Annotated in this window: 14 protein-coding genes; 7 read left to right on the forward strand and 7 right to left on the reverse strand. The window is 70.7% G+C overall.

From position 1 onward, the window contains the following. Positions 1 to 57: 57 nt before the first annotated feature. The 3 genes from EAO72_RS33485 to EAO72_RS33495 all read right to left on the reverse strand — a co-directional run bounded on the left by EAO72_RS33485 (position 58) and on the right by EAO72_RS33495 (position 5,423). Positions 58 to 1,452 carry a maltokinase N-terminal cap-like domain-containing protein gene (locus EAO72_RS33485; RefSeq protein WP_148020797.1) on the reverse strand — a complete coding sequence of 465 codons (1,395 nt, stop codon included), beginning with the start codon at positions 1,450 to 1,452 and terminating at the stop codon, positions 58 to 60. 228 nt (positions 1,453 to 1,680) lie between these two features. Continuing rightward, on the reverse strand, positions 1,681 to 3,387 hold the full coding sequence (gene treS / locus EAO72_RS33490; protein ID WP_148020798.1) for a maltose alpha-D-glucosyltransferase: 1,707 nt from the start codon (positions 3,385 to 3,387) through the stop codon (positions 1,681 to 1,683). Beyond that, positions 3,384 to 5,423: an alpha-1,4-glucan--maltose-1-phosphate maltosyltransferase gene (locus tag EAO72_RS33495; protein WP_148020799.1), complete on the reverse strand. Its 2,040-nt coding sequence runs from the start codon at positions 5,421 to 5,423 to the stop codon at positions 3,384 to 3,386. The genes treS and EAO72_RS33495 overlap by 4 nt, the downstream gene beginning before the upstream one ends. Before the next feature lie 766 nt (positions 5,424 to 6,189). Here EAO72_RS33495 and glgP point away from each other — a divergent pair. Further along, positions 6,190 to 8,793: an alpha-glucan family phosphorylase gene (glgP, locus tag EAO72_RS33500; RefSeq protein ID WP_187285304.1), complete on the forward strand. Its 2,604-nt coding sequence runs from the start codon at positions 6,190 to 6,192 to the stop codon at positions 8,791 to 8,793. A 103-nt stretch (positions 8,794 to 8,896) separates the two neighbouring features. Here the strand turns inward: glgP and EAO72_RS33505 are convergent, their stop codons facing one another. From EAO72_RS33505 to EAO72_RS33515, 3 genes are all read right to left on the reverse strand, one after another. Continuing rightward, positions 8,897 to 10,927: a M4 family metallopeptidase gene (locus tag EAO72_RS33505; protein WP_148020800.1), complete on the reverse strand. Its 2,031-nt coding sequence runs from the start codon at positions 10,925 to 10,927 to the stop codon at positions 8,897 to 8,899. Positions 10,928 to 11,273: 346 nt separating this feature from the next. Further along, positions 11,274 to 13,160, reverse strand: a complete 1,887-nt coding sequence (locus EAO72_RS33510) for an ABC transporter ATP-binding protein (RefSeq protein ID WP_148020801.1) — start codon at positions 13,158 to 13,160, stop codon at positions 11,274 to 11,276. Next, on the reverse strand, positions 13,157 to 15,043 hold the full coding sequence (locus tag EAO72_RS33515) for an ABC transporter ATP-binding protein (RefSeq protein ID WP_148020802.1): 1,887 nt from the start codon (positions 15,041 to 15,043) through the stop codon (positions 13,157 to 13,159). The genes EAO72_RS33510 and EAO72_RS33515 overlap by 4 nt, the downstream gene beginning before the upstream one ends. Positions 15,044 to 15,220: 177 nt before the next feature. Between EAO72_RS33515 and EAO72_RS33520 the strand changes: the two genes are divergently transcribed. From EAO72_RS33520 to EAO72_RS33535, 4 genes are read left to right on the forward strand one after another with little or no spacing between them, the layout of a single operon-like run. Beyond that, positions 15,221 to 16,159, forward strand: a complete 939-nt coding sequence (locus tag EAO72_RS33520) for an ABC transporter ATP-binding protein (RefSeq protein ID WP_261991709.1) — start codon at positions 15,221 to 15,223, stop codon at positions 16,157 to 16,159. 1 nt (position 16,160) lies between these two features. Next, on the forward strand, positions 16,161 to 16,943 hold the full coding sequence (locus EAO72_RS33525) for an ABC transporter permease (protein WP_148020803.1): 783 nt from the start codon (positions 16,161 to 16,163) through the stop codon (positions 16,941 to 16,943). 21 nt (positions 16,944 to 16,964) lie between these two features. Then, complete coding sequence (locus EAO72_RS33530) at positions 16,965 to 18,239, forward strand: sensor histidine kinase (protein WP_261991710.1); 1,275 nt, start codon at positions 16,965 to 16,967, stop codon at positions 18,237 to 18,239. 30 nt (positions 18,240 to 18,269) lie between these two features. Further along, positions 18,270 to 18,920, forward strand: a complete 651-nt coding sequence (locus tag EAO72_RS33535; RefSeq protein WP_148020804.1) for a response regulator — start codon at positions 18,270 to 18,272, stop codon at positions 18,918 to 18,920. Positions 18,921 to 18,936: 16 nt separating this feature from the next. Here EAO72_RS33535 and glgX read toward each other — a convergent pair whose 3' ends face one another. Then, positions 18,937 to 21,204: a glycogen debranching protein GlgX gene (gene glgX / locus EAO72_RS33540; RefSeq protein WP_148020805.1), complete on the reverse strand. Its 2,268-nt coding sequence runs from the start codon at positions 21,202 to 21,204 to the stop codon at positions 18,937 to 18,939. Between the two features lie 153 nt (positions 21,205 to 21,357). Between glgX and EAO72_RS33545 the strand changes: the two genes are divergently transcribed. Next, entirely contained in the window at positions 21,358 to 22,590 is a 1,233-nt protein-coding gene (locus tag EAO72_RS33545; RefSeq protein WP_148020806.1) for a L,D-transpeptidase, read from the forward strand. 260 nt (positions 22,591 to 22,850) lie between these two features. Beyond that, positions 22,851 to 24,104 (forward strand): L,D-transpeptidase, encoded by a 1,254-nt coding sequence (locus EAO72_RS33550; protein WP_148020807.1) that lies wholly within the window; start codon positions 22,851 to 22,853, stop codon positions 24,102 to 24,104. Positions 24,105 to 24,161: the final 57 nt, after the last annotated feature.

Raw genomic sequence — 24,161 nt, forward strand, 5'->3', positions numbered from 1 at the left:
TCTCCTCGGAGGGTGTGGGTGGGGTGGGGCGGCGGGCAGCAGGTGGTCGAGGCCGCTTCAGTCGGCGTCGGCCGCCAGGCGGTGGATCGCGGCCATCGGGACGGGCAGCCAGTCGGGCCGGTGCCGGGCCTCGTACAGCACCTCGTAGACCGCCTTGTCGGTCTCGTGGGCGCGCAGCAGCTCCGGTTCGTCGCGGGGGTCGACGCCCGCGGCCTTGGCGTAGCCGTCGCAGTACGCGGTCCGGCAGCGCGCCGCCCAGGCGGCGTTCCAGGGGCGGTGCGAGCGGGCCGCGTAGTCGAAGGAGCGGAGCATTCCGGCGATGTCGCGCACCGGTGGCTGCGGGCTGCGGCGCTCCGGGAGCGGGCGGGCCGGTTCGCCCTCGAAGTCGATCAGTGACCAGAACCCGTCGGTGCCGCGCAGTGTCTGGCCGAGGTGGAGATCGCCGTGCACCCGCTGGGCGGGCCACCCGCGGCCCCGCTGGCCCAGGGCCGTGACGGCGTCGAACGCGGCGCGCAGTCCGGGGACGTACGGCACCAGTGCGGGCACCGCGTGGGCGGCCGCCTCCAGGCGCCGCACCATCGCGGCGGCCAGTTCGTCGGTCTGGGAGCGGCGCAGCGACGGTGTGGGCAGCGCGGCGGCCAGTGCGGTGTGCACCTCGGCGGTGGCCCGGCCCAGGGCGTGGGCCTCGTGCGTGAAGTCGTCGCCCGCCGCCAGGGCGCGCAGCGCGAGTTGCCAGCCGTCCTCGGCACCCCGCAGATACGGCTGGAGCACGCCGAGCGTGAGGCGTTCCGGCGCGGCGGCCTCGAACCACGCGACCGGCGCGGGAACGCGTCCGCAGCCCTGACGGGAGAGCGCGAGCGGCAGCTCCAGATCGGGGTTGGTACCCGGGAAGACCCGGCGGAAGATTTTGAGGATGTAGGAGTCGCCGTACACGAGCGAGGAGTTGGACTGCTCGGTGTCCAGTACCCGGGGGGTCAGGGCGGCGGGGATCGGCTCGGCCCCCCGGCCGAAGCGCAGCACGCCGAGACCGCCGGGCGTGCGCAGCCGCTCCAGCAGCAGCGCGGCCAGGCGCCGGTCGTGCAGTCCCTCGTAGACGGTGCGGCCGGCCAGCGGTCCGTCCGTCACATGACCGATGAGCGCGGGCGCGAGGCGCGGGGGCAGGGCGGACCGTACGCCGAGCAGCAACTGGTAGCAGTCCGCCGGGGGCTGGTCCGCCATCGTGGGCTGATGGGCCCGTACCAGCAGGTGCAGGAGCCCCGGGCCCGTATCGACGGCGGCGGAGTCGACCGGCAGTATCTCGGTCGCCGAGACGAGCGAGAAGGCGGTGATGGGCCGCCCCTTGCCCGCGAACCACCGCTGCCGGGGCAGCCATTCGTGCAGCAGCGGTCCGAGAGACGGGAGCAGGGCTGTGCTGTTCGCCAGGGTGACCTGAGCGGATGCAGCCTCCGACATGGCATCGCGTCCTTTCCCCGGGCACACCACAGGATGCGAAGAGTGTCCCGGATTGCGGCTTTGGCTGTCCGGCTGTGCGGGACGTGTCGGGTCAGGATGGTCCGTACGGACTCGACTCGGGGTGATCGAAACGCCAGGAAGATCCAAGAACACTACGGAAGTGTTCGATATGGGAGGAAGCGTGCCCCGTGCGGGGCGGTGGAAACCGCCCCGCAGGTGCCGTTCCTCTCAGGCCGGCGGTGCGTCCTTGCGCAGCCGGAACCAGTAGAAGCCGTGTCCCGCCAGAGTCAGCAGGTAGGGCCACTGACCGATGGCGGGGAAGCGCACCCCGCCGATCAGCTCAACCGGATGACGCCCGTTGAAGGACCTCAGATCGAGCTCCGTCGGCTGTGCGAACCGCGAGAAGTTGTGCACGCACAGCACGAGATCGTCCCCGTGCTCACGGGTGAAGGCGAGCACGGCGGGGTTGGAGGACGGCAGCTCGTTGTACGAGCCGAGCCCGAACGCCGGGTTCTGCTTGCGGATCTCGATCATCCGCCGCGTCCAGTGCAGCAGCGAGGAGGGCGAGGCCATCGACGCCTCGACGTTGGTGACCTGGTAGCCGTAGACCGGATCCATGATCGTGGGGAGGTAGAGCCGCCCCGGATCGCTGGAGGAGAAGCCGGCGTTCCGGTCCGGCGTCCACTGCATCGGGGTGCGTACCGCGTCCCGGTCGCCCAGCCAGATGTTGTCGCCCATCCCGATCTCGTCCCCGTAGTAGAGGATCGGGGAGCCCGGCAGCGACAGCAGCAGGGCGGTGAACAGCTCGATCTGGTTGCGGTCGTTGTCCAGCAGTGGCGCCAGCCGGCGGCGGATGCCGATGTTGGCCCGCATCCGCGGGTCCTTGGCGTACTCCGCGTACATGTAGTCGCGCTCTTCGTCCGTGACCATTTCGAGCGTCAGCTCGTCGTGGTTGCGCAGGAAGATGCCCCACTGGCACCCCGACGGGATCGCCGGGGTCTTGGCCAGGATTTCCGATACCGGGTAGCGGCTCTCGCGCCGTACCGCCATGAAGATCCGCGGCATCACCGGGAAGTGGAACGCCATGTGGCATTCGTCGCCGCCCGCCTGGTAGTCGCCGAAGTAGTCGACGACGTCCTCCGGCCACTGGTTGGCCTCGGCCAGCAGCACCGTGTCCGGGTAGTTGGCGTCGATCTCCTTGCGGACCCGCTTGAGGAAGCCGTGGGTCTCCGGGAGGTTCTCGCAGTTGGTGCCCTCGCGCTGGTACAGGTAGGGCACGGCGTCGACCCGGAAGCCGTCGATGCCGAGGTCCAGCCAGAAGCGCAGCGCGGAGATGATCTCCTCCTGCACCGCCGGGTTCTCGTAGTTGAGGTCGGGCTGGTGCGAGAAGAACCGGTGCCAGTAGTACTGCTTGCGGACCGGGTCGAAGGTCCAGTTGGACGTCTCCGTGTCGACGAAGATGATCCGGGCGTCCTGGAACTGCTTGTCGTCGTCGGCCCAGACGTAGTAGTCGCCGTACGGCCCGTCGGGGTCGGTACGGGACTGCTGGAACCAGTCGTGCTGGTCGCTGGTGTGATTCATGACGAAGTCGATGATCACGCGCATGCCGCGCTGGTGCGCGGCGTCGACGAACTCGACGAAGTCGGCGAGGTCGCCGAACTCCGGCAGCACGGCGGTGTAGTCGGACACGTCGTAACCGCCGTCGCGCAGCGGCGACTTGAAGAACGGCGGCAGCCAGAGGCAGTCGACGCCCAGCCACTGCAGATAGTCCAGCTTGGCGGTGATGCCCTTGAGGTCTCCGATGCCGTCGCCGTTGGAGTCCTGGAAGGACCGGACGAGGACTTCGTAGAAGACGGCACGCTTGAACCAGTCGGGATCGCGGTCCTTGGCCGGGGTGTCCTCGAAGGTGTCGTGGACGGGCTCGTTGACGATCATGGTGTGGGTGACCCTCCGGTCGGCGGGGACGGTCGCAGGACCGCGATGTGCGCGGGCGTGACGCCCGGTTCCAGGCGCACATAGAAGGTCCTGCCCCAGTGATAGGAATGGCCGGTGAGCTCGTCGCGCACCGGCACGCTCTCGTGCCGGTCGAGGCCGAGTTGCGGCATGTCCAACGAGACGGTCGCCTCCTGGGTGTGGTGCGGGTCGAGGTTGACGACCGTCAGAACGATGTTCGAACCGGAGCGCTTGCTGTACACGATCAGGGCGTCGTTGTCGGACGAGTGGAAGTGCACGTCACGCAGTTGCTGCAGCGCCGGGTTGCGGCGCCTGATCCGGTTGAGTGTGGTGATGAGCGGAGCCAGTGACCGGCCCTCGCGCTCGGCGGCTTCCCAGTCCCTGGGCCGGATCTCGTACTTCTCCGAGTCGAGGTACTCCTCACTGCCGTTGCGGACCGGGGTGTTCTCGCACAGCTCGTACCCCGCGTACACCCCCCAGGACGGGGAGAGGGTCGCCGCGAGCACCGCCCGTGCCTCGAAGGCCGGCCTGCCGCCTTCCTGGAGATAACCGGGAAGGATGTCGGGGGTGTTCACGAAGAAATTGGGCCTCATGAAGGAGGCCGATTCACCGGACAGTTCGGTCACGTAGTCCGTGATTTCCTGCCGGGTGTTGCGCCAGGTGAAATAGGTGTACGACTGCTGGAATCCGACGGTGGCCAGGGTGTGCATCATCGCGGGGCGGGTGAATGCCTCGGCCAGGAAGATCACGTCGGGGTCGGTGCGGTTGATGTCGGCGATCACCTTTTCCCAGAAGATCACCGGCTTGGTGTGCGGATTGTCGACCCGGAAGATGCGTACGCCGTGATCCATCCAGAAGCGCAGGATGCGTACGGTCTCCGTGACGAGGCCCCGCAGATCCTTGTCGAAGGCGATCGGATAGATGTCCTGGTATTTCTTCGGCGGATTCTCCGCATAGGCGATCGTGCCGTCCGCCCGGTGATGGAACCACTCGGGATGCTGCTTCACCCATGGATGGTCGGGCGAGCACTGGAGGGCGAAGTCCAGCGCGATCTCCATGCGCAGGGTGCGGGCCGCCTCGACGAAGTGGTCGAAGTCCTCCAGCGTGCCGAGATCCGGATGGACCGCGTCGTGACCGCCCTCCGCGGAACCGATCGCCCACGGCACACCCACGTCGTGCGCGGCGGGGGAGAGGGAGTTGTTGGGGCCCTTGCGGTGAGTGGTGCCGATGGGATGGATGGGCGGGAGGTAGACCACGTCGAAGCCCATGGCGGCGACGGCGGGCAGCCGTTCGGCCGCCGTGCGGAAGGTGCCGCTGATGATCCGGGGTGGCTTCGGGGCCGCGGCCGCCTTGCCCGTACGGCCCTTGCGGGGCGCCTTCACCGGCTCCACCCTGGCGCCCTCGGAGCGGGGGAACAGCTCGTACCAGGAGCCGAACAGCGCGCGCCTGCGCTCGACGACGAGCGGCTGCGGGCGGGACGCGGTGACCAGCTCACGGAGGGGGTGCCGGGCCAGCGCGTCGCGCGCCTCGGGGGTGAGGGCCGCGGCCAGCCGGGCGGCGGCCGGCCGGGACTCGTCGCGCAGGCCGTCGACCGCCGCCAGCACCGCCTCGCGCCCGTCGCGCTTCGGCACGCCCTCGGCGGCCCGCTCGTACAGCTCGGCGCCCTCCGCCAGGACCAGCGCGGTGTCGATCCCCGCCGGGATCTTGATCTTCGCCGCGTGCAGCCAGGTGGACACCGGATCGCTCCAGCCCTCGACCTTGTACGTCCAGCGGCCCTCGGCGTCCGGAGTCACGTCGGCGCCCCAGCGGTCGGTGCCCGGAGCGAGCTCGCGCATCGGCGTCCACGGTCCGGGGCGCCCGCTCGGGCTCCGCAGGACGACGTTGGCCGCCACCGCGTCATGACCCTCGCGGAAGACGGTCGCGGTGACCTGGAAGGTTTCGCCGGCGACCGCCTTGGCGGGCCTTCTGCCGCAGTCGACCAGCGGGCGGACGTCGAGGACGGGAATGCGACCGATCATGAAATCACCTGGGGACTGGAGCTCGGACTCGGCAGGGCGCGAACCGGGCGCGGACGGCTGAACGCGTACGCCGCGATGGTGGGGTTCGGTCCTTTCTAGCTGCTCCGTCGACGACTGATGGGGTGTGGGCATGGCCGCTCCTGTCCGCGTTCACTCGAATGGCACTCGAATGGATGAGGTAGGGGGTCCGGTGCACGGGTGTGGACCGAATGCGTGTGTCGTCCGTACCGATTGCATACGAACCGGGAGCGGATCGCCGGTGGACAGCGGATGCATCGTGCGGGGACGGTTACGGATCGCCTTCCGCTCTCATCCGAATGCAGTCGTTCCGGGTACCGGAGAAGCCTTCCCACGGATCTCGGTAGGCCAATCCGGTGGTGTGTTAACTACTCGGGCGTATCTGTGAAGGTTCGAATGCGCCGGGCTCGACCGCGCGTACGCGGGATTGCGGGGAACCGGCGTACGCGGGGCGGTACCGGTGCCACAGGGCAGCTTTCCCTGTGGCGCGAAGCCCCACAAGGCCACACGAGGGGAGGGAATCGGCCATAACGCCTGTGACGGATGTGTCTGGATCTGCGGATGGTGCGGGACGGACCCGGGAGGGACCGGCGGTGGGGGCGGTCGGACCATCAGGGGTCGCACCACCCGCCCCGGCCGCGCGCCGTGGCTGCGGCGCACCGCGCACCGCTACCGTCGAGGGTGACGGAGCGGCGCACACAGCGGTGCGTCCGCTCGGATTCGTACGTCCCCTGTAAAGGTGGAATACGTGAAGGCCATTCGTCGATTCACCGTGCGTCCCGTCCTCCCCGATCCCCTTCAACCGCTCAGCGACCTGGCGCGCAACCTGCGCTGGTCCTGGCACACCGAGACCCGAGAGCTCTTCCAGGCCGTCGACCCGGTGGCCGGCCGGACGCCGGAGTGCGATCCCGTGCGCCTGCTCGGCGCCGTGTCCGCCGGACGCCTGGCCGAGCTGGCCCGGGACGAGCAGTTCCTGCACCGGCTCAGCGAGATGTCCGCCGACCTCCGGGAGTACCTGGAGGGCCCCCGGTGGTACCAGGAGCAACGTGCCCGGGGCGACGGGCTCCCCGCCGCCATCGCCTACTTCTCGCCCGAGTTCGGAGTGACGGCGGCCCTGCCGCAGTACTCCGGCGGACTCGGCATCCTCGCCGGAGACCATCTGAAGGCCGCCAGCGACCTGGGCGTCCCCCTCGTCGGCGTCGGCCTGCTCTACCGCCACGGCTACTTCCGCCAGAGCCTGTCGCGCGACGGCTGGCAGCAGGAGCGCTACCCCGTCCTCGACCCGAACGAACTGCCGCTCACGCTCGTGCGCGAAACCGACGGGACGCCCAGCCAGGTCGTCCTGTCCCTCCCCGGCGGCCGCTCCCTGCACGCCCAGATCTGGCAGGCCCAGGTCGGCCGGGTACCGCTGCTCATGCTCGACTCCGACGTCGAGGACAACGCCCCGCTCGAACGCGAGGTCACCGACCGCCTCTACGGCGGCGGCAGCGAGCACCGGCTGCTCCAGGAGATGCTGCTCGGCATCGGCGGCGTACGCGCGGTACGGACCTACTGCCGGCTCACCGGCCACCCCGACCCCGAGGTCTTCCACACCAACGAGGGGCACGCCGGCTTCCTCGGCCTCGAACGCATCCGCGAGCTCTCCGGAACCGGCCTCGACTTCGACTCCGCGGTGGAGTCCGTCCGCGCCGGCACCGTCTTCACCACCCACACCCCGGTCCCGGCCGGTATCGACCGCTTCGACCGCGACCTGGTCGCCCGACACTTCGGCGACGACGGCGAACTGCCCGGCGTCGCGGCCGACCGCATCCTGCACCTGGGCACGGAGACGTACGCCGGCGGCGACCCCGGCGTCTTCAACATGGCGGTCATGGGGCTCCGGCTCGCCCAGCGCGCCAACGGCGTCTCCACCCTGCACGGCGCTGTCAGCCGCGAGATGTTCGCCGGACTCTGGCCGGGCTTCGACCCGCCCGAGGTCCCCATCACCTCCGTCACCAACGGGGTCCACGCACCCACCTGGGTCGCCCCCGAGGTCTACCGGCTGCGCACCGAGTCAGGGGGCACCCCCGGCCGGTGGGACTCCGTCGCGCAGATCCCCGACCGGCAGCTCTGGGACCTGCGCCGCACCCTGCGCGAACAACTGGTCACCGAAGTGCGGGAGCGGCTGCGCGCCTCCTGGCTGACCCGCGGCGCACAGGCCGCCGAACTCGGCTGGATCGACGGCGTGCTGGACCCCGGCGTGCTCACCATCGGCTTCGCCCGCCGGGTGCCCTCGTACAAGCGGCTGACGCTGATGCTGCGCGACCGGGACCGGCTGCGGGCGCTGCTCCTGCACCCCGAGCGCCCGGTCCAGATCGTCGTGGCGGGCAAGGCGCACCCGGCCGACGACAGCGGGAAGCGCCTGGTGCAGGAGCTGGTCCGGTTCGCCGACGACCCACGGGTCCGCCACCGCATCGTCTTCCTGCCCGACTACGGGATGGCGATGGCCCAGAAGCTCTACCCGGGCTGCGACGTCTGGCTGAACAACCCGCTGCGCCCGCTGGAGGCCTGCGGTACGAGCGGGATGAAGGCGGCGCTCAACGGCTGCCTCAACCTGTCCGTCCTCGACGGCTGGTGGGACGAGTGGTTCGAGCCGGACTTCGGCTGGGCCATCCCGACGGCCGACGGATCCGCGCTGGACGAGGACCGGCGCGACGATCTGGAGGCGAACGCCCTCTACGAGCTGATCGAGGACCGGGTCGCGCCGCGCTTCTACGACCAGGGCGAGGAGGGACTTCCCGGACGCTGGATCGAGATGGTCCGCTCCACCCTGGGCACGCTGGGCCCCAAGGTGCTGGCCGACCGGATGGTCCGGGAGTACGTGGAGCGGCTGTACGCCCCCGCGGCGCAGGCCCGGCGCACGCTGGATCCCGCCGCGGCGCGGGAGCTCGCCGGCTGGAAGGCCAGGGTACGGGCGGCCTGGCCCCGGGTGGCCGTCGACCATGTCGAGGCGGTGACGCCCACCGCGCCGGGCGGCTCGGCCGAACTGGGCGCCACGCTGGCGCTGCGGGTCCGGATCAGCCTCGGGGCGCTGGAGCCGGACGACGTGGAGGTACAGGCGGTGGCCGGCCGCGTCGACTCCGCCGACGCGATCTCCGACGCCCAGGTCTTCCCGCTGAAACCGGCGGGCGGCCAGGACCTGGAGGGCCGCTGGCTGTACGACGGCCCGCTCGCCCTCGACCGCACCGGTCCGTACGGCTACACCGTGCGGGTGCTGCCGGCCCACCGGCTGCTGGCCACGGGTGCCGAACTCGGCCTGGTCGCCCAGCCGACGGAGGCGACGGGTGAGGGCGCGGGTGTGCTGATGCGCTGAACCGCACGCAGCCGCCCGGGAGGAGTGATCTCTCCCGGGCGGCTGCCGTATCAGGTGCGCGTCATGCGGTGGTGCTGCCTTCGGAAGGCCCTGAGGCCAGGGCTCAGAAGGTGAGCTTGAAGCTGTTGATCTTGCCGGTGTCGCCCGAGTAGACGTCCTGGACCTTCAGCTTCCAGGTGCCGTTCGCCACCTCCGAGGAGGCGTTGACGGTGTACGTCGTCTTGACGTTGTCCACCGAGTCGCTCGACGAGGAGTTCTTCAGGCGGTAGGCGGTGCCGTCCGGGGCGACCAGGTCGATGACCAGGTCACCGCGGTAGGTGTGGGTGATGTCCACGCCGACCTTGAGGGTGCTGGGGGCGTTGCCGGTGCGGCCGGTGACGGTGACCGAGCTGGTGACGGCCGCACCGCTGTCCGGGATGGAGACGGCCGTGGCGTTCTCGAAGACCGTGCCGCCGGGGTCGGTGCCGCCGGGACGGGTACCGACGTTGATGCCGGCCCAGGCGTTGGCGACGGCGGTGTACTCGGCGCTCGTCGTGCCGTACAGCTCGCCGGCCGCGGCGAGCGTGCCCGTGCGGGCGGCCGCGTAGTTGGTCGTGGAGGTGAACTTGGTGGTGAGCGCCTTGAACCAGATCAGCGCGGCCTTGTCGCGGCCGATGCCGGTCACCGGCAGGCCGTCGGAGGTCGGGGAGTCGTAGGAGACGCCGTTGATGGTCTTGGCGCCGCTTCCCTCCGAGAGGAGGTAGAAGAAGTGGTTGGCCGGGCCCGACGAGTAGTGCACGTCGACGTTTCCGATGCCGGAGTACCAGGCGTCCTTGGACGCGCCGTCCTTGCTCGGCTTGTCCTGGTAGCGCAGCGGGGTGCCGTCGCCGTTGATGTCGATCTTCTCACCGATGAGGTAGTCGCCCTTGTCGGTGGTGTTGTTCGCGTAGAACTCGACGGCGGTGGCGAAGATGTCGCTGGTCGCCTCGTTCAGGCCACCGGACTCACCGCTGTAGTTCAGGTCCGCGGTGTTGGAGGTGACGCCGTGCGTCATCTCGTGCGCGGCCACGTCCAGCGCGGTCAGCGGGGAGGCGTTGCCGCTGCCGTCGCCGTACGTCATGCAGAAGCAGCTGTCGTCCCAGAAGGCGTTGACGTAGTTGTTGCCGTAGTGGACGCGGGAGTACGCGCCGACGCCGTCGCCCTTGATGCCGTTGCGGCCGTGGACGTTCTTGTAGTAGTCCCACGTCTCGGCCGCGCCGTAGTGGGCGTCCGCCGCCGCGGTCTCCGCGTTCGAGGCGAGGCCGTTGCCCCAGACGTCGTCGGAGCCGGAGAAGAGGGTGCCCGTGCCGGACGTGCCGTGGTTCAGGTTGTACGTCTTGTGGTTGCCGCGGGTGGTGTCGGTCAGCGTGTACGACGGGGCGGTGCCCAGCGTGACCTGCCCGCTGTACTCCGTGTTGCCGACGCCGTTCTCGATGGCCTGCCACTCGTAGAGCTTCGCTCCGGAGGTGGCGTCGGTGATGACGTGGAGGGCGTTCGGGGTGCCGTCCTCCTGGAGTCCGCCGACCACGGTCTCGTAGGCGAGCTGCGGGGTGCCCGACGCCATCCAGATGACCTTGCGGGGCGCCTTGTCCGCCGCGGTCTTCGACGAACCGTCCGCCTTGGCGAGGCCGACGGCCTGCTTCTCGGCGGTCGCCGGGGCCACGTCCGCGGTCAGGTCGACGGCCTTGAGCTGCGCCGAGGTGGTCCTGGACGCCTTGGTGACGCTCTTGGTCGCGCCGGACTTCGACTCCTGGACGACCAGGTCGCCGCCGAGGACGGGGAGGCCGCCGAAGGTGCGCTCGTAACGGGTGTGCGTGGTGCCGTCGTTGTCCTGGATGACGTCCTTGACGACGAGCTTCTCCTGCGAGCCGAGCCCGAGCTTCGCGGCCGCGGCCGAGGTGCCGGCGCTCGCTTCGCGGATCAGCTCGGCCCGCTGCGAGGGCGAGAGCTGCTTGGCCAGTGCGCCGGGATTGGGCTGTGAGGCCGAGGGGGCGGCCTGGGCGGCACCACCGGGTGTGGCGGTGGCGGTGCCGGTCTGGACTCCTACGGCGAGGAGGGCTGCTGCGGCTATCAGAGCGCCGGTCGCGGTGGTACGACGGCTGAGCGTGGATCTCACGCGGACTCCTTCTGCGAGGGGGGTACCGGCGGCCGGGGAAGCCGTCCGGGCAGAGCAAGCAGTGCGCAGAACGGGGTGAACAGTGTCAGCAGAAGGCGTTGTCTGTCAGGACCGCGTCAACAAGTTGGCCGGAATTCGTCCGTTGCAGGAATAGTCGTGTTCGTTAAGCGGACGTTTCGCCGATCATTGCCGCGAGATCACACGGGGGCCCGGAAGCCCAAACGCGCAGGGGGAGTTGAGGTTGTGTCCGCACGTGACGTGTACGACGGGAACGTGAAGGGGCGCGCAGGTCCCACCAGGCGAGACGGCTGCGCACTGTGGCGCGTTCCGCGCCCCCGCGCCGCCCTCAGGCCAGGCTCTCCCGCCACGCCCGGTGCAGTCCGGCGAACCGGCCCGTGCCGCCGATCAGTTCGGCCGGGGCGCCGTCCTCCACGATCCGGCCGTGCTCCATCACCAGGACCCGGTCCGCGATCTCCACGGTCGACAGCCGGTGGGCGATGACCACCGCGGTGCGGCCGTGCAGCACGGTGTCCATCGCCCGCTGCACCGCCCGCTCGCCCGGGATGTCCAGGGAGCTCGTCGCCTCGTCGAGGATCAGGACCGCCGGATTGGCGAGCAGGGCGCGGGCGAACGCGACCAACTGGCGCTGACCTGCCGAGATCCGGCCACCCCGCTTGCGTACGTCCGTGTCGTATCCGTCGGGCAGACCGGCGATGAAGTCATGGGCGCCGATCGCCTTGGCGGCCTGCTCGATCTCCGCACGGGTCGCGTCCGGGCTGCCGATCGCGATGTTCTCCGCGACCGTGCCGGAGAACAGGAAGGCCTCCTGGGTCACCATCACCACCCCGCGCCGCAGCTCGGGAGTGGCGAGGTCCCGCAGATCGGTGCCGTCCAGCAGCACGCGTCCCTCGGTCGGGTCGTAGAAGCGGGCCAGCAGCTTGGCCAATGTCGACTTGCCCGCGCCCGTGGAGCCGACCACGGCGACCGTCTGGCCGGCCGGAATGGTCAGATCGAAGCGCGGCAGTACCTCACCACCCGTGCGGTAGGCGAAACGCACCCCGTCGAAGACCACCTCGCGGCCCGGATGTTCATCCACCGAGGCCGGCAGCTCCCGGGGCTCCAGGGCCTCGGGGACGGTGGGCGTCTGGGCCAGCAGCCCCGCGATCTTCTCCAGCGAAGCCGCGGCCGACTGGTAGGAGTTGAGGAACATGCTGAGCCGGTCGATCGGGTCGTAGAGCCGCCGCAGATACAGGACCATCGCGGCCAGCACCCCGAGGGCGAGGCTTCCGGACGCGACGCGGTAGGCACCCCACAGTACGATTCCGGCCACGGCGGTGTTGGCCACCAGCCGGGACCCGACGACATAGCGCGCGTTCTCCAGCATCGCGTCGCCGTTGGTGCGCCGGTGCTCGTGGTTCAGCTTCCGGAAGACCTCGTCGTTGACCGGCTCCCGGCGGAACGCCCGGACGGGCCGGATCCCGTTCATCGTCTCCGCGAACTTCACGATCACCGCCGCGATCGCCGTCGACCGCGACGCGAAGATCACCGCGGCCCGTCGCTGATAGAGCCGCACCAGCAGATACAGCGGTACGAAGGACAGGACGGCGACGGCACCCGTGCCGAAGTCGAGCCAGAGCAGCATCAGGGAGATGGAGACGAAGGAGAGGACGACACCGATCAGCTCCTGGAGGCCCTCGCTCAGCAGCTCCCGCAGTGACTCCACATCGGTGGTGGAACGCGAGATCAGCCGCCCCGATGTGTACCGCTCGTGGAAGTCCACGCTCAGCGCCTGCGCATGGCGGAAGATCCGGCCCCGCAGATCGAGCAGCACGTCCTGGTTGACCCGCGCGGACGCCTTGATGAAGGCGTACTGCATGGCGCCCGCACCGGCCGAGCAGAGCGCGTAGCCGAGGGCCACCGCGATCAGCGGCCCGTAGTCCTCGTCCCGGAACGCGGGCACCCCGCTGTCGATGGCGTACGCCACGAGCAACGGCCCCGCCTGCACCGCGGCCTGCTGGATCAGCAGGAACAGCGCGGCGACCACGACCCGGCCCCGCAGGGGCCGCAGCAACGACACGAGCAGCGCGCGGGTGGCGCCGCGCGGGGTGGGCAGGTCGTCGCGGTCGAAGGGGTCCCCGGCACGCTCGGCGGGTGCCACGGCCACCGCTTCCGGCGACCCGCTCTCCTCGCTGTCGCCCGGCTCCGTGGGACGTCCGGTCGTGGTGCTCGTCATCGGGTGCTGCTCTCCTCGGCAGGGGCGTGGGGGCCCGTAAGGTCATCGGCCATCGGGTCATCGCCCATCGGGCCCGGAGGGAACGCGTCCGCGGGTTCCCCGCCGCCCGTGACGCCCGCGCCGGACATCAGCCAGGCGTACTCGGCGTTGCTGCGCAGCAGTTCCTGATGGGTGCCGACCGCGCTGATCCGGCCGTCGGTCAGCAGCGCCACCCGGTCGGCGAGCATCACGGTGGACGGCCGGTGCGCGACCACGATCGCCGTGGTCTCCTCCAGCACACGCCGCAGCGCCGCCTCGACCAGCGTCTCCGTGTGCACGTCCAGGGCGGAGAGCGGATCGTCCAGCACCAGGAAGCGCGGCCGGCCGACGACGGCCCTGGCCAGCGCGAGACGCTGGCGCTGGCCGCCGGAGAGGCTGAGGCCCTGCTCGCCGACCTGGGTGTCGACGCCGTGCGGCAGATCGTGGACGAAGTCGGCCTGCGCGACGGACAGGGCCCGCCGCAACTCCTCCTCGCCCCCGCCGCCGGCGCCCATCAGCACGTTCTCCCCGACGCTCGCGGAGAAGAGCGTGGGCTCCTCGAACGCCACCGACACCAGCTCGCGCAACCGCTCACGCGGCATCGCGGTGATGTCCTCGCCGTCCAGCGTGATCCGCCCCGACGTGGCGTCGTGCAGCCGGGGAACGAGCGCGGTGAGCGTGGTCTTGCCGGATCCGGTGGCCCCGACCAGGGCCATCGTCTCGCCCGGCCGGATCCGCAGATCGATCCGCTTCAGGACGGGGACGGAATCCTCCTCCGCGTCCGGGTAGCGGAACCCGACGCCTTCGAAGACCATGCCTCCGGCCTCGGGCCGGTCATCACGGGCAGCGCTCCCGGACACCGAGGTGTCCTCCTCCTCCGCCACGTCCATGACCTCGAAGAACCGCTCCGTCGCCGTCGCCGACTCCTGGCTCATCGCGAGCAGAAAGCCGATCGACTCGACCGGCCACCGCAGCGCCAGCGCCGTGGACAGGAAGGCGACCAGAGTGCCCGCCGACAGACCGCCGTCCGCGACCTGGATCGTGCCGATGACCAGCGCGGCCCCGATCGCGAGTTCGGGGATCGTCGTGATGAGCGCCCAGATGCCCGCGAGCAGCCGTGCCTTGCCGAGCTCCGTGGTGCGCAGCCGCTCGGAGAGCGCCCGGAAGGCGAGCGCCTGGCTGCGGTGCCGGCCGAAGCCCTTGATGATGCGGATGCCGAGCACGCTCTCCTCGACCACCGTCGTCAGATCGCCGACCTGGTCCTGGGCCCTGCGCGCCACGACCGAGTACTTGGTCTCGAAGACGGAACAGATGATCACCAGCGGCACGACGGGCGCGAGCAGCACCAGACCGAGCGTCCACTCCTGGAACAGCAGGATCACGAAACCGACCAGGATCGTGGTGGTGTTGACCAGCAGAAACGTCAGCGGAAAGACCAGGAACATCCGCAGCAGCATCAGATCCGTGGTGCCGCGCGACAGCAGCTGACCGGAGGACCACCGGTCGTGGAAGGCCACCGGAAGCCGCTGCAGATGCCGGTAGAGGTCCGCCCGCATCGACGCCTCGACACCCGCCAGCGGACGCGCCACCATCCATCGCCGCACCCCGAACAGGACCGCCTCGGCGATCCCCAGAAGCAGCAGGAACAGCGCGCCGAGCCAGACACCGCCCGGGTCCTGATGGGCGACCGGCCCGTCCACGATCCACTTCAGTACGAGTGGGATCACCAGACCGATGCACGAGGCGACGATCGCGATCAGGGCCGCACCGGCCATACGGTTGCGGACCGGCTTCACATACGGCCACAGCCGCAGCAGGGACTGCGCGGCGGACCGGTCCTTGGGCGCTACATGTTCTTCGGGCATCAGGGGCGAGCCTACGGTTCACCACTGACATCGCTCACCTTTTTTTCTCCTCCGGGCCGAGGGGCGACGCCCCATGACCGAGGACGGTCGTAGTGCGGCATCAACCGATCGGAGGATGCCGGTTCGAGCGCGATGGCGGATGCCGCGCAGGGCCTCGCGCCCGCGATGCTCACAGGCATGGCAATCATCGAGGTGGACGGGGTGCGCAAGGCCTACGCGGGCCGCCCCGTGGTCGACGGCGTGACCTTCTCCGTGGACGAGGGGGAGATCTTCGGGATTCTCGGCCCCAACGGTGCGGGCAAGACCACCACCGTCGAATGCGTCGAGGGGCTACGGGTTCCCGACGCCGGTACGGTCCGGGTCGCCGGTCTCGACCCCGTCGCCGACCACGACCGCGTGACCCTCCTGCTGGGCGCGCAGCTCCAGGAGAGCGAACTCCAGCCGAAGATCACCGTGGGCGAGGCGCTGGAGCTGTACAGCGCCTTCTACCCGCACCCCGCCGACTGGCGCCCGCTCGCCGAACGGCTCGGGCTGCACACGAGACTCACCACCCGGTTCGCCCGGCTCTCCGGCGGCCAGAAGCAGCGCCTGTCCATCGCGCTGGCCCTCGTCGGCAACCCCCGGGTCGTGGTCCTCGACGAGCTCACCACCGGACTGGACCCGCGAGCGCGGCGCGACACCTGGCAACTGATCGAAGAGGTACGGGACAGCGGGGTCACGGTCCTGCTGGTCACCCACTTCATGGAGGAGGCCCAGCGCCTCTGCGACCGGATCGCGGTGATCGACCGGGGCAGACTCGCCGCCCTCGACACCCCGACCGGACTGATCGCCAGGGCCGGCAGCTCCACAGCCATCTCCTTCACGCCCTCCGAGCCGCTCCCCGACGCCGAACTGGCCGGACTGCCCGGTGCGCGCTCGTACGAGACCAGGAACGGACGGATCTCCATCAACGGCACCGACGAGACCGTCAACGCCGTCATCTCGCTGCTGGCCCGGCTCCGGATCACCGCGCGGCAGCTCCGCGTCGCCGAAGCCACCCTCGACGACGCGTTCCTCGACCTGACCGAGCACCCCGGCCCCGCGGACGAGCGCGGACTGACAGAACAGGCAGCCTGAGATGGCCACGGCGAACACCGTTTCCGCGCCCCGCACCGCCCCCTCGCACGCCTCGCTCGCGGTCGTGAGGTCCGAGGCCCGGCTCTTCCTCCGCGAGCCCGGCAGCCTGTTCTGGATCCTCGCCTTCCCGACCGTACTCATGACGATCCTCGGCCTGATCCCGTCCTTCCGGGAGCACGACGACGCGCTCGGCGGGCGCCGCGTCATCGACCTGTACGTTCCCGTGGCCGTGCTGCTCGCCATGATCATGGCCGGTCTGCAGGCGATGCCGCCCGTACTCACCGGCTACCGCGAACGCGGGATCCTGCGCCGCATGTCCACCACCCCCGTGCGGCCCTCCGCGGTGCTCGGCGCGCAGATCGTCCTGCACGGCGCCGCCGCGCTCGGCTCCGCCCTGCTCGTGATGGCCGTCGGCCGGATCGCCTTCGGAGTACGGCTGCCGGGACAGCCGTTCGGCTATCTGCTCGGGCTGCTGCTGGCCGTCGCCTGCGTGCTGGCGCTGGGCGCGCTGGTCTGCGCCGTCTCGCGCACCACCAAGATCGCGGCCGCCATCGGCTCGGTCGTCTTCTTCGTGACGATGTTCACCGCCGGTGTCTGGGTGCCGGTGCAGACCATGCCCGGCACACTCCGCCACATCGTCCAGGTCACCCCGTTCGGCGCGGCCTCCCAGGTGCTGGACCGCGCGGCCGCCGGCGCCTGGCCGAGCTGGGCGTACCTGGGCGTGGTGGCACTGTGGACCGTACTGGCGGCGACGGCAGCGATCCGTACGTTCCGCTGGGAGTAGGCGTTACGGGAGACTCCACCCATGAACGCGGGGGAGAGGAAGACCATGACCGGTGTGACGACGGCCGAGCAGTGGTGGGAGCGGTTCTTCCGGCACGGACCGTACGGTCTGCTCGCCCTGGCCACCGTGGTCTCCGCCGTGACCAGCGGGCTCATCATGTCCCGCACGGACGTGTACGTTGCCGCGGTGCTGCTCCCGGCCGCGCTCGCCCTGCAGTTCCTGTGGAGCCGGATCGCGGCCGAACAGGGATCACGCGCCGCCCGGGCCTACTTCGTCGTCCGCACCCTGCTGGCCTTCGGACTGACCTGGTGCAACCCGTTCTTCTCGATCTACGCCGTACTCGGCTACTTCGACGCCGGCCGGCTGCTGCCGCCCAGGGCCATGCGGGCCGGGCTGCTGGCCATCGCCGTCATCATGGCGGGGTCGCAGTCCGGCAGCGGCCTGCCGCCCGTCACTTTCATGAACTGGGTCGTCTTCGCCATCGTGCTGGCCGTGCACGTGAGCCTCACCATGGTCTTCGCCCAGATCGGCAACCGGGAGGCCGAGCAGGCGCGTACCCGGACCGACACCATCACCGCACTGGAGTCGGCCAACGCCCGGCTCGAACAGGCGCTGGCGGAGAACGCCGGGCTGCACGCCCAGCTCCTCGTCCAGGCACGTGAGGCCGGGGTGGCCGACGAGCGCAGCCGGCTGGCCGCCGAGATCCACGACACCATCGCCCAGGGACTCACCGGCATCATCGCCCAGCTCCAGGCCGTGACCTCCACGGCGGAGACCGACCCCGTCCTCGCCGGCGAGCACCTCGCGCGGGCAGCCGCTCTCGCCCGGCACAGCCTCGGCGAGGCGCGCCGCTCCGTGCACAACCTCGTCCCGTCGGCGCTGGTCCACGACGACCTGCCCGGCGCCCTGGAGAAGACGGTCACCGCCTGGTCGGAACGGACCGGGGTGCGGGCCGAGTTCACCGTCACCGGCACCGCCGAGCCCCTGCACGACGAGGTCGGCGCCACCCTGCTGCGCATCACGGAGGAGGCCCTCGCCAACGCGGCCCGGCACGCGGGAGCCTCCCGGGCCGGCATCACCCTGTCGTACATGGGCGACGAGATATCGCTGGACGTACGGGACGACGGCCGCGGCTTCGACCCCGCCGCACTGCCGCCGTACCGGGGCGCCGGCGGATTCGGGCTCGGCGGCATGCGGGCGCGCGCCGAACGCATCGCGGGCACCGTCGAGGTGGAGACCGGCCCCGGCCTCGGCACCGCCGTCTGCGCCCGGGTCCCGATGGTCCGGCAGGGCTGACCGCCGGCCGACGCAGTACGGTGAGCCGCTATGGCTCAGGAACCCGCACGCGTCATCACGCTGATCGTCGTCGACGACCACCCCGTCGTCCGGGACGGACTGCGCGGCATGTTCGAGTCGGCCGCGGAGTTCCGGGTACTGGGTGAGGCGGCCGACGGTGTCGAGGGCGTCGACATGGCCGTCCGGCTCGACCCCGACGTCGTGCTCATGGACCTGCGGATGCCGGGCGGCGGCGGAGTCGCGGCGATCACCGAGCTGACCCGGCGCGGCGCCCGTTCCAGGGTCCTGGTCCTCACCACGTACGACACCGACTCCGACACCCTGCCCGCGATCGAGGCGGGTGCCACCGGCTATCTGCTCAAGGACGCGCCCCGCGACGAGCTCTTCACCGCCGTCCGCGCCGCCGCCGACGGGCGCACCGTCCTGTCGCCCGCCGTCGCCTCCCGGCTGATCTCACGGGTGCGCGCCCCCGTCGCGCCCGGCCACGAGGCGCTGTCCGCGCGCGAGCGCGAGGTGCTCCGGCTCGTCGCCCGGGGGACGTCGAACCGGGAGATCGCGGCCGAGCTGTTCATCAGCGAGGCGACCGTGAAGACCCACCTCACCCATGTCTTCGCCAAATTGGGCGCCAAGGACCGGGCCGCCGCGGTCGCGGTCGCGTACGAACGCGGCATCCTCGGCTGACCGCTCTGCGCCGCGGCTACGACCTCACCCGCAGCAGCAGCACGGACCTCTCCGGCACCGTGAAGGGCGCGCCGCCCTCGTGGACCGTGCCCGGTGCGGCGGACTGGTCCTCCCGCGAGGTGTCCAGGACCAGTTCGTACGCGTCCGCCCACGGTGGTCCCGGCAGCAGGAAGTCCGCGGGCCGGTCCCCGGCGTGCAGGACCGCGAGGAAGCTGTCGTCGGTCACCTGCTCGCCCCGGGCGTCTCGGCCCGGGATGTCGCGGCCGGAGAGGTAGAGCCCGACCGTGGCGGCCGGTGCGTACCAGTCCTCCTCCGTCATCTCCGCGCCCTGCCGGGTGAACCACGCCAGGTCCCGCAGCCCGTCGGGTGCCTGGGCCCGGCCGGAGAAGAACGCCCGGCGCCGCAGCACCGGATGGGTGTGGCGCAGCGCGAGGACCCGGGCCGTCAGCTCGGTCAGCTCCCGCCACTGCGGCTGCTCCAGCAGCGACCAGTCCACCCAGCCGGTCTCGTTGTCCTGGCAGTAGGCGTTGTTGTTGCCTCCCTGGGTGCGGCCCATCTCGTCCCCCGCGACGAGCATCGGCACCCCCGTCGACAGCAGCAGCGTGGTGAGGAGGTTGCGCAGCTGGCGGCGGCGCAGCGCGTTGACACCGGCGTCGTCGGTCTCGCCCTCGGCGCCGCAGTTCCAGGCCCGGTTGTCCGAGGTGCCGTCCCGGTTGCCCTCACCGTTGGCCTCGTTGTGCTTGTGCTCGTAGCTCACCAGGTCGCGCAGGGTGAACCCGTCGTGCGCGGTGACGAAGTTGACGGAGGCGTATGGTCGCCGGCCGCCCCAGGCGTAGAGGTCGCTCGACCCGGTCAGGCGGTAGCCGAGATCGCGTACGTCCGGGAGGGCGCCGCGCCAGAAGTCCCGTACGGCGTCCCGGTACCGGTCGTTCCACTCGGTCCACAGCGGGGGGAACGCGCCCACCTGGTAGCCGCCGTTGCCGACGTCCCACGGTTCGGCGATCAGCTTCACCCGGCGCAGCACCGGGTCCTGGGCGATCACCGCGAGGAACGGGGACAGCATGTCGACGTCGTGCATCGACCGGGCCAGCGCCGCGGCCAGGTCGAAGCGGAATCCGTCGACGCCCATCTCGGTGACCCAGTAGCGGAGCGAGTCGGTGATCAGGCGCAGCACGTTCGGCTGCACCACGTGCAGGGTGTTGCCGCAGCCCGTGTAGTCCGCGTATCTGCGGGCGTCGGCCTGGAGCCGGTAGTAGCCGCGGTTGTCGATGCCGCGCAGCGACAGCATCGGGCCCAGTTCGCCCGCCTCGGCCGTGTGGTTGTAGACGACGTCGAGGATCACCTCGATCCCCGCGTCGTGCAGGGCGCGCACCATCCGCTTGAACTCGCCGACCTGCTCGCCCGCCGTGCCGCTCGCGGAGTACGCGGCGTGCGGGGCGAAGTAGCCGATCGAGTTGTAGCCCCAGTAGTTGCGCAGCCCGCGCCGCAGCAGATGGTCCTCGTGGGCGAACTGGTGCACCGGCAGCAGCTCCACCGCCGTCACCCCCAGGCGCTGGAGATGGCCGATGGCCGCCGGGTGCGCGAGACCCGCGTAGGTGCCGCGCAGCTTCTCGGGGATACCGGGGTGGCGGGCGGTGAAGCCGCGCACGTGCAGTTCGTAGATGACGGAGTCGGCCCAGGGCGTCTTGGGGCGGCGGTCCTCGGCCCAGTCGTCGTCGTCATGGACGACCACTCCCTTGGGGACGTACGGAGCGGAGTCCCGCTCGTCGCGCACGGTGTCGGCGACATGCTGCTGGGGCCAGTCCCTCACATGGCCGTACACCTCGGCCGGAAGGGTGAAATCGCCGTCGACGGCCCGTGCGTACGGATCGAGGAGCAGCTTCGCCGCATTCCACCGGGCACCCGTCCACGGGTCCCAGCGGCCGTGCACCCGGTAGCCGTAGCGCCGGCCGGGCCGCACACCGGGCACGAAGCCGTGCCAGATCTCATGGGTCAGCTCGGTCAGCGGGAGGCGGGTCTCGGTGCCGTCCTCGTCGAAGAGGCAGAGCTCGACGGCCTCCGCCCCGCCGGCCCAGAGGGCGAAGTTGGTGCCCGCGATCCCGTCGGGGCCCACGCGGAAGCGGGCTCCCAGGGGGGTAGGAGCCCCCGGCCACACCGCGGGCGCCCGCGGTGCGGGGCCGGTGGCCCGGCCGGATCCGGTGGCGGGCGCACGCTCCACCGCCGCCGTCCCGGACGGCCCCGTGGCCGTCCTCGGCACTGCCTCCTGCTCGGCTGCGCTCGACACCTGCTCGCCTCCCGCGGCTCATGGGACCGGCACCGGAAAGGGGGTGTGCGGCGTCCCGGCCGCGGCTCCCCGAGTGTGGTCGTCCTCTCTGTTCTGCCCACGCGGGGGCCCGCACTCACGTTTCCCCCGGACCGCCCGCGTCGTTGGGGGGACGTGAACCACGTAGCGAAGAAGGCAGGGGCGAGCCCGGCGACCGTGAAGGCCCGGTCGGGACTGCTCGCCGTACTGGCCGTACTGGCTGTCCTGACGGGCTGCTCGGGTACGGATTCGATCATCGGCGGGAAGTCCCGCTCGCCGCAGGAAGCCATCCGGATCACCCCGCTGGACGGGGCCGAGGACGTCGCGCCGGACACCCGGGTCGAGGTGAAGGTCCCCGACGGGCGGCTGGAGAGCGTCGAGGTGACCCGGATCGAGGACGCGCAGCAGCAGGAGGTGCGGGGCCTGATCGCCGAGGACGGGCGCTCCTGGTCCCCGCAGGGGGTGTCCGCCCGGCTCGGGCTCGCCGCCAAGTACAGCGTCGACGTGGTGGCCGTGGACGGTGCGGGGCACCGCTCGGCCCGCCACACCACCTTCACCACCCAGGTCCCCCAGCACCGCTTCATCGGGTACTTCAAACCGGAGAACCGGTCGACGGTCGGCACCGGAATGATCGTCTCCTTCGCGTTCAACCGGCCCGTCACCCGTCGCGCGGCCGTGCAGCGGGCGATCCGGGTGACGGCCGATCCGGCGGTCGAGATCGCGGGGCACTGGTTCGGCGACAAGCGGCTGGACTTCCGCCCGGCCGCCTACTGGCAGCCGGGCACCGAGGTGACCGTCGAGGTGGGGCTGCGCGATGTGGAGGGGGCGCCGGGGGTGTACGGCAGCCAGCGCAAGACGGTCCGCTTCACCGTCGGCCGGGAGCAGGTGTCCTTGGTGGACTCGGCCGCGCACACGATGGAGGTGCGCCGGGACGGGCAGCTCGTCTCGACCGTCCCGATCACCGCGGGCTCCCCGACGACGACCACGTACAACGGCAAGATGGTGGTCAGTGAGATGCACGAGGTGACGCGGATGGACGGGCGGACCGTGGGCTTCGGCGGCGAGTACGACATCAAGGACGTCCCGCACGCCATCCGGCTCACCGAGTCCGGCACCTTCCTGCACGGCAACTACTGGTCCGACGACGACATCTTCGGCTCGACGAACGTCAGCCACGGCTGCATCGGGCTGCGCGACGTGCAGGGCGGCAGCGGCTCCACCCCGGCCGGCTGGTTCTTCGACCGGACGCTGATCGGGGACGTCGTCGAGGTCATCAACTCCAAGGACAAGAAGGTCGCTCCGGACAACGGCCTGGGCGGCTGGAACCTGGACTGGAAGCGCTGGAAGGAGGGTTCCGCACTCCGCTGACACCCGCGGGCGTCCCCCTCGACGGCGCGGCCGCTCCGGCCGCGCCGTCCGGCGTACCGGCCCCGTGGCCGCGGCAGCACCTCCGACCAGGCGAAGTCCCGGGACGAGTTGGGACTGAACGGTGACATTCCGGGGGAGATCTGCCCGCAGTCGGTGTGATTATCTTTCGCTGAGCGCGCATGTGCAGCGTGCGGGGGTGGGAGCCTGCGGGCTTCCTGGGGCCTTGGCGGGGCCAGGCCGTGTGAGGGGAGACGACCACATTGAACGGGCAGCCGATATCGGGGGCATCGGCCGGGGCGGACAGCAGGCGGCGGGGGCGTGGGTCCACGGGTGTGCTGGCTCTGGTACTGGGTGCGCTGCTGTTGCTGGTGACGGCGTGCGGCGGGGGAGACACCGACGGCGGGAGCAAGGGCGGCAAGGCGGCCGGGGCGGGGACCGGGGACACCGCGGCCTCGCAGGCCGTCGTGAACATCGTGCCGAAGGACGGGGCCGACTCCGTCGCCACGAGCGGGGCGCTGAAGATCTCGGCCGAGCAGGGGAAGCTGGCCACGGTCAAGGTCTCCGACCCGAAGGGGGCGGAGGTCAAGGGGAAGATCGCGGCCGACGGGGCGAGCTGGGAGCCGGACCGGCACCTGGCATCGGCGACGAAGTACAAGGTCCACGCGGTCGCCAAGGACGCGAAGGGCCGTGAGTCGGCGAAGGACACCACCTTCACCACGCTGGTTCCGAAGAACACCTTCATCGGGCAGTACACCCCGGAGGACGGTTCCACGGTCGGCGTCGGCATGCCGGTCTCGATCCACTTCACCCGCGGCATCACCGACCCGGAGTCGGTCGAGAAGGCCATCGAGGTGACGGCCGAGCCCGCCGTCGCGATCGAGGGCCACTGGTTCGGCAACGACCGTCTGGACTTCCGTCCCGAGGACTACTGGGCCGCGGGTACCAAGGTGACCGTGAAGCTCGACCTCGACGGTGTCGAGGGACGTCCGGGGGTCTACGGCAAGCAGGCCAAGACGGTCTCGTTCACCGTCGGACGCCGGCAGGTCAGCACCGTCGACGCGGAGTCGCACCGGATGAAGGTCGTCCGCGACGGCAAGCAGATCAAGGACATCCCGATCTCGGCGGGTGCCCCGGCCACCACCACGTACAACGGCCAGATGGTCATCAGCGAGAAGCTCCAGGTGACCCGGATGAACGGTGACACCGTGGGCTTCGGCGGTGAGTACGACATCAAGGACGTGCCGCACGCGATGCGCCTGTCCACGTCGGGCACGTTCATCCACGGCAACTACTGGGGCGGATCGGGCATCTTCGGCGCGACCAACACCAGCCACGGCTGTGTCGGTCTCCAGGACGCGCGCGGTGCCGGTGACCCGAGCACTCCGGCTGCCTGGTTCTTCAACAACTCCCTCATCGGGGACGTCGTGGTCGTCAAGAACTCCCACGACAGCACGATCCAGCCGGACAACGGTCTCAACGGCTGGAACATGAGCTGGTCGGAGTGGACCGCGTAGGTCCCGGCCCGCAGGCCCCGCGACGACGCCCGGCTCCCGGGACCTCGATGAGGTCCC

Origin of the sequence: Streptomyces sp. OR43, assembly GCF_008042275.1 — a bacterium.
Classification (GTDB): Bacteria; Actinomycetota; Actinomycetes; order Streptomycetales; family Streptomycetaceae; genus Streptomyces.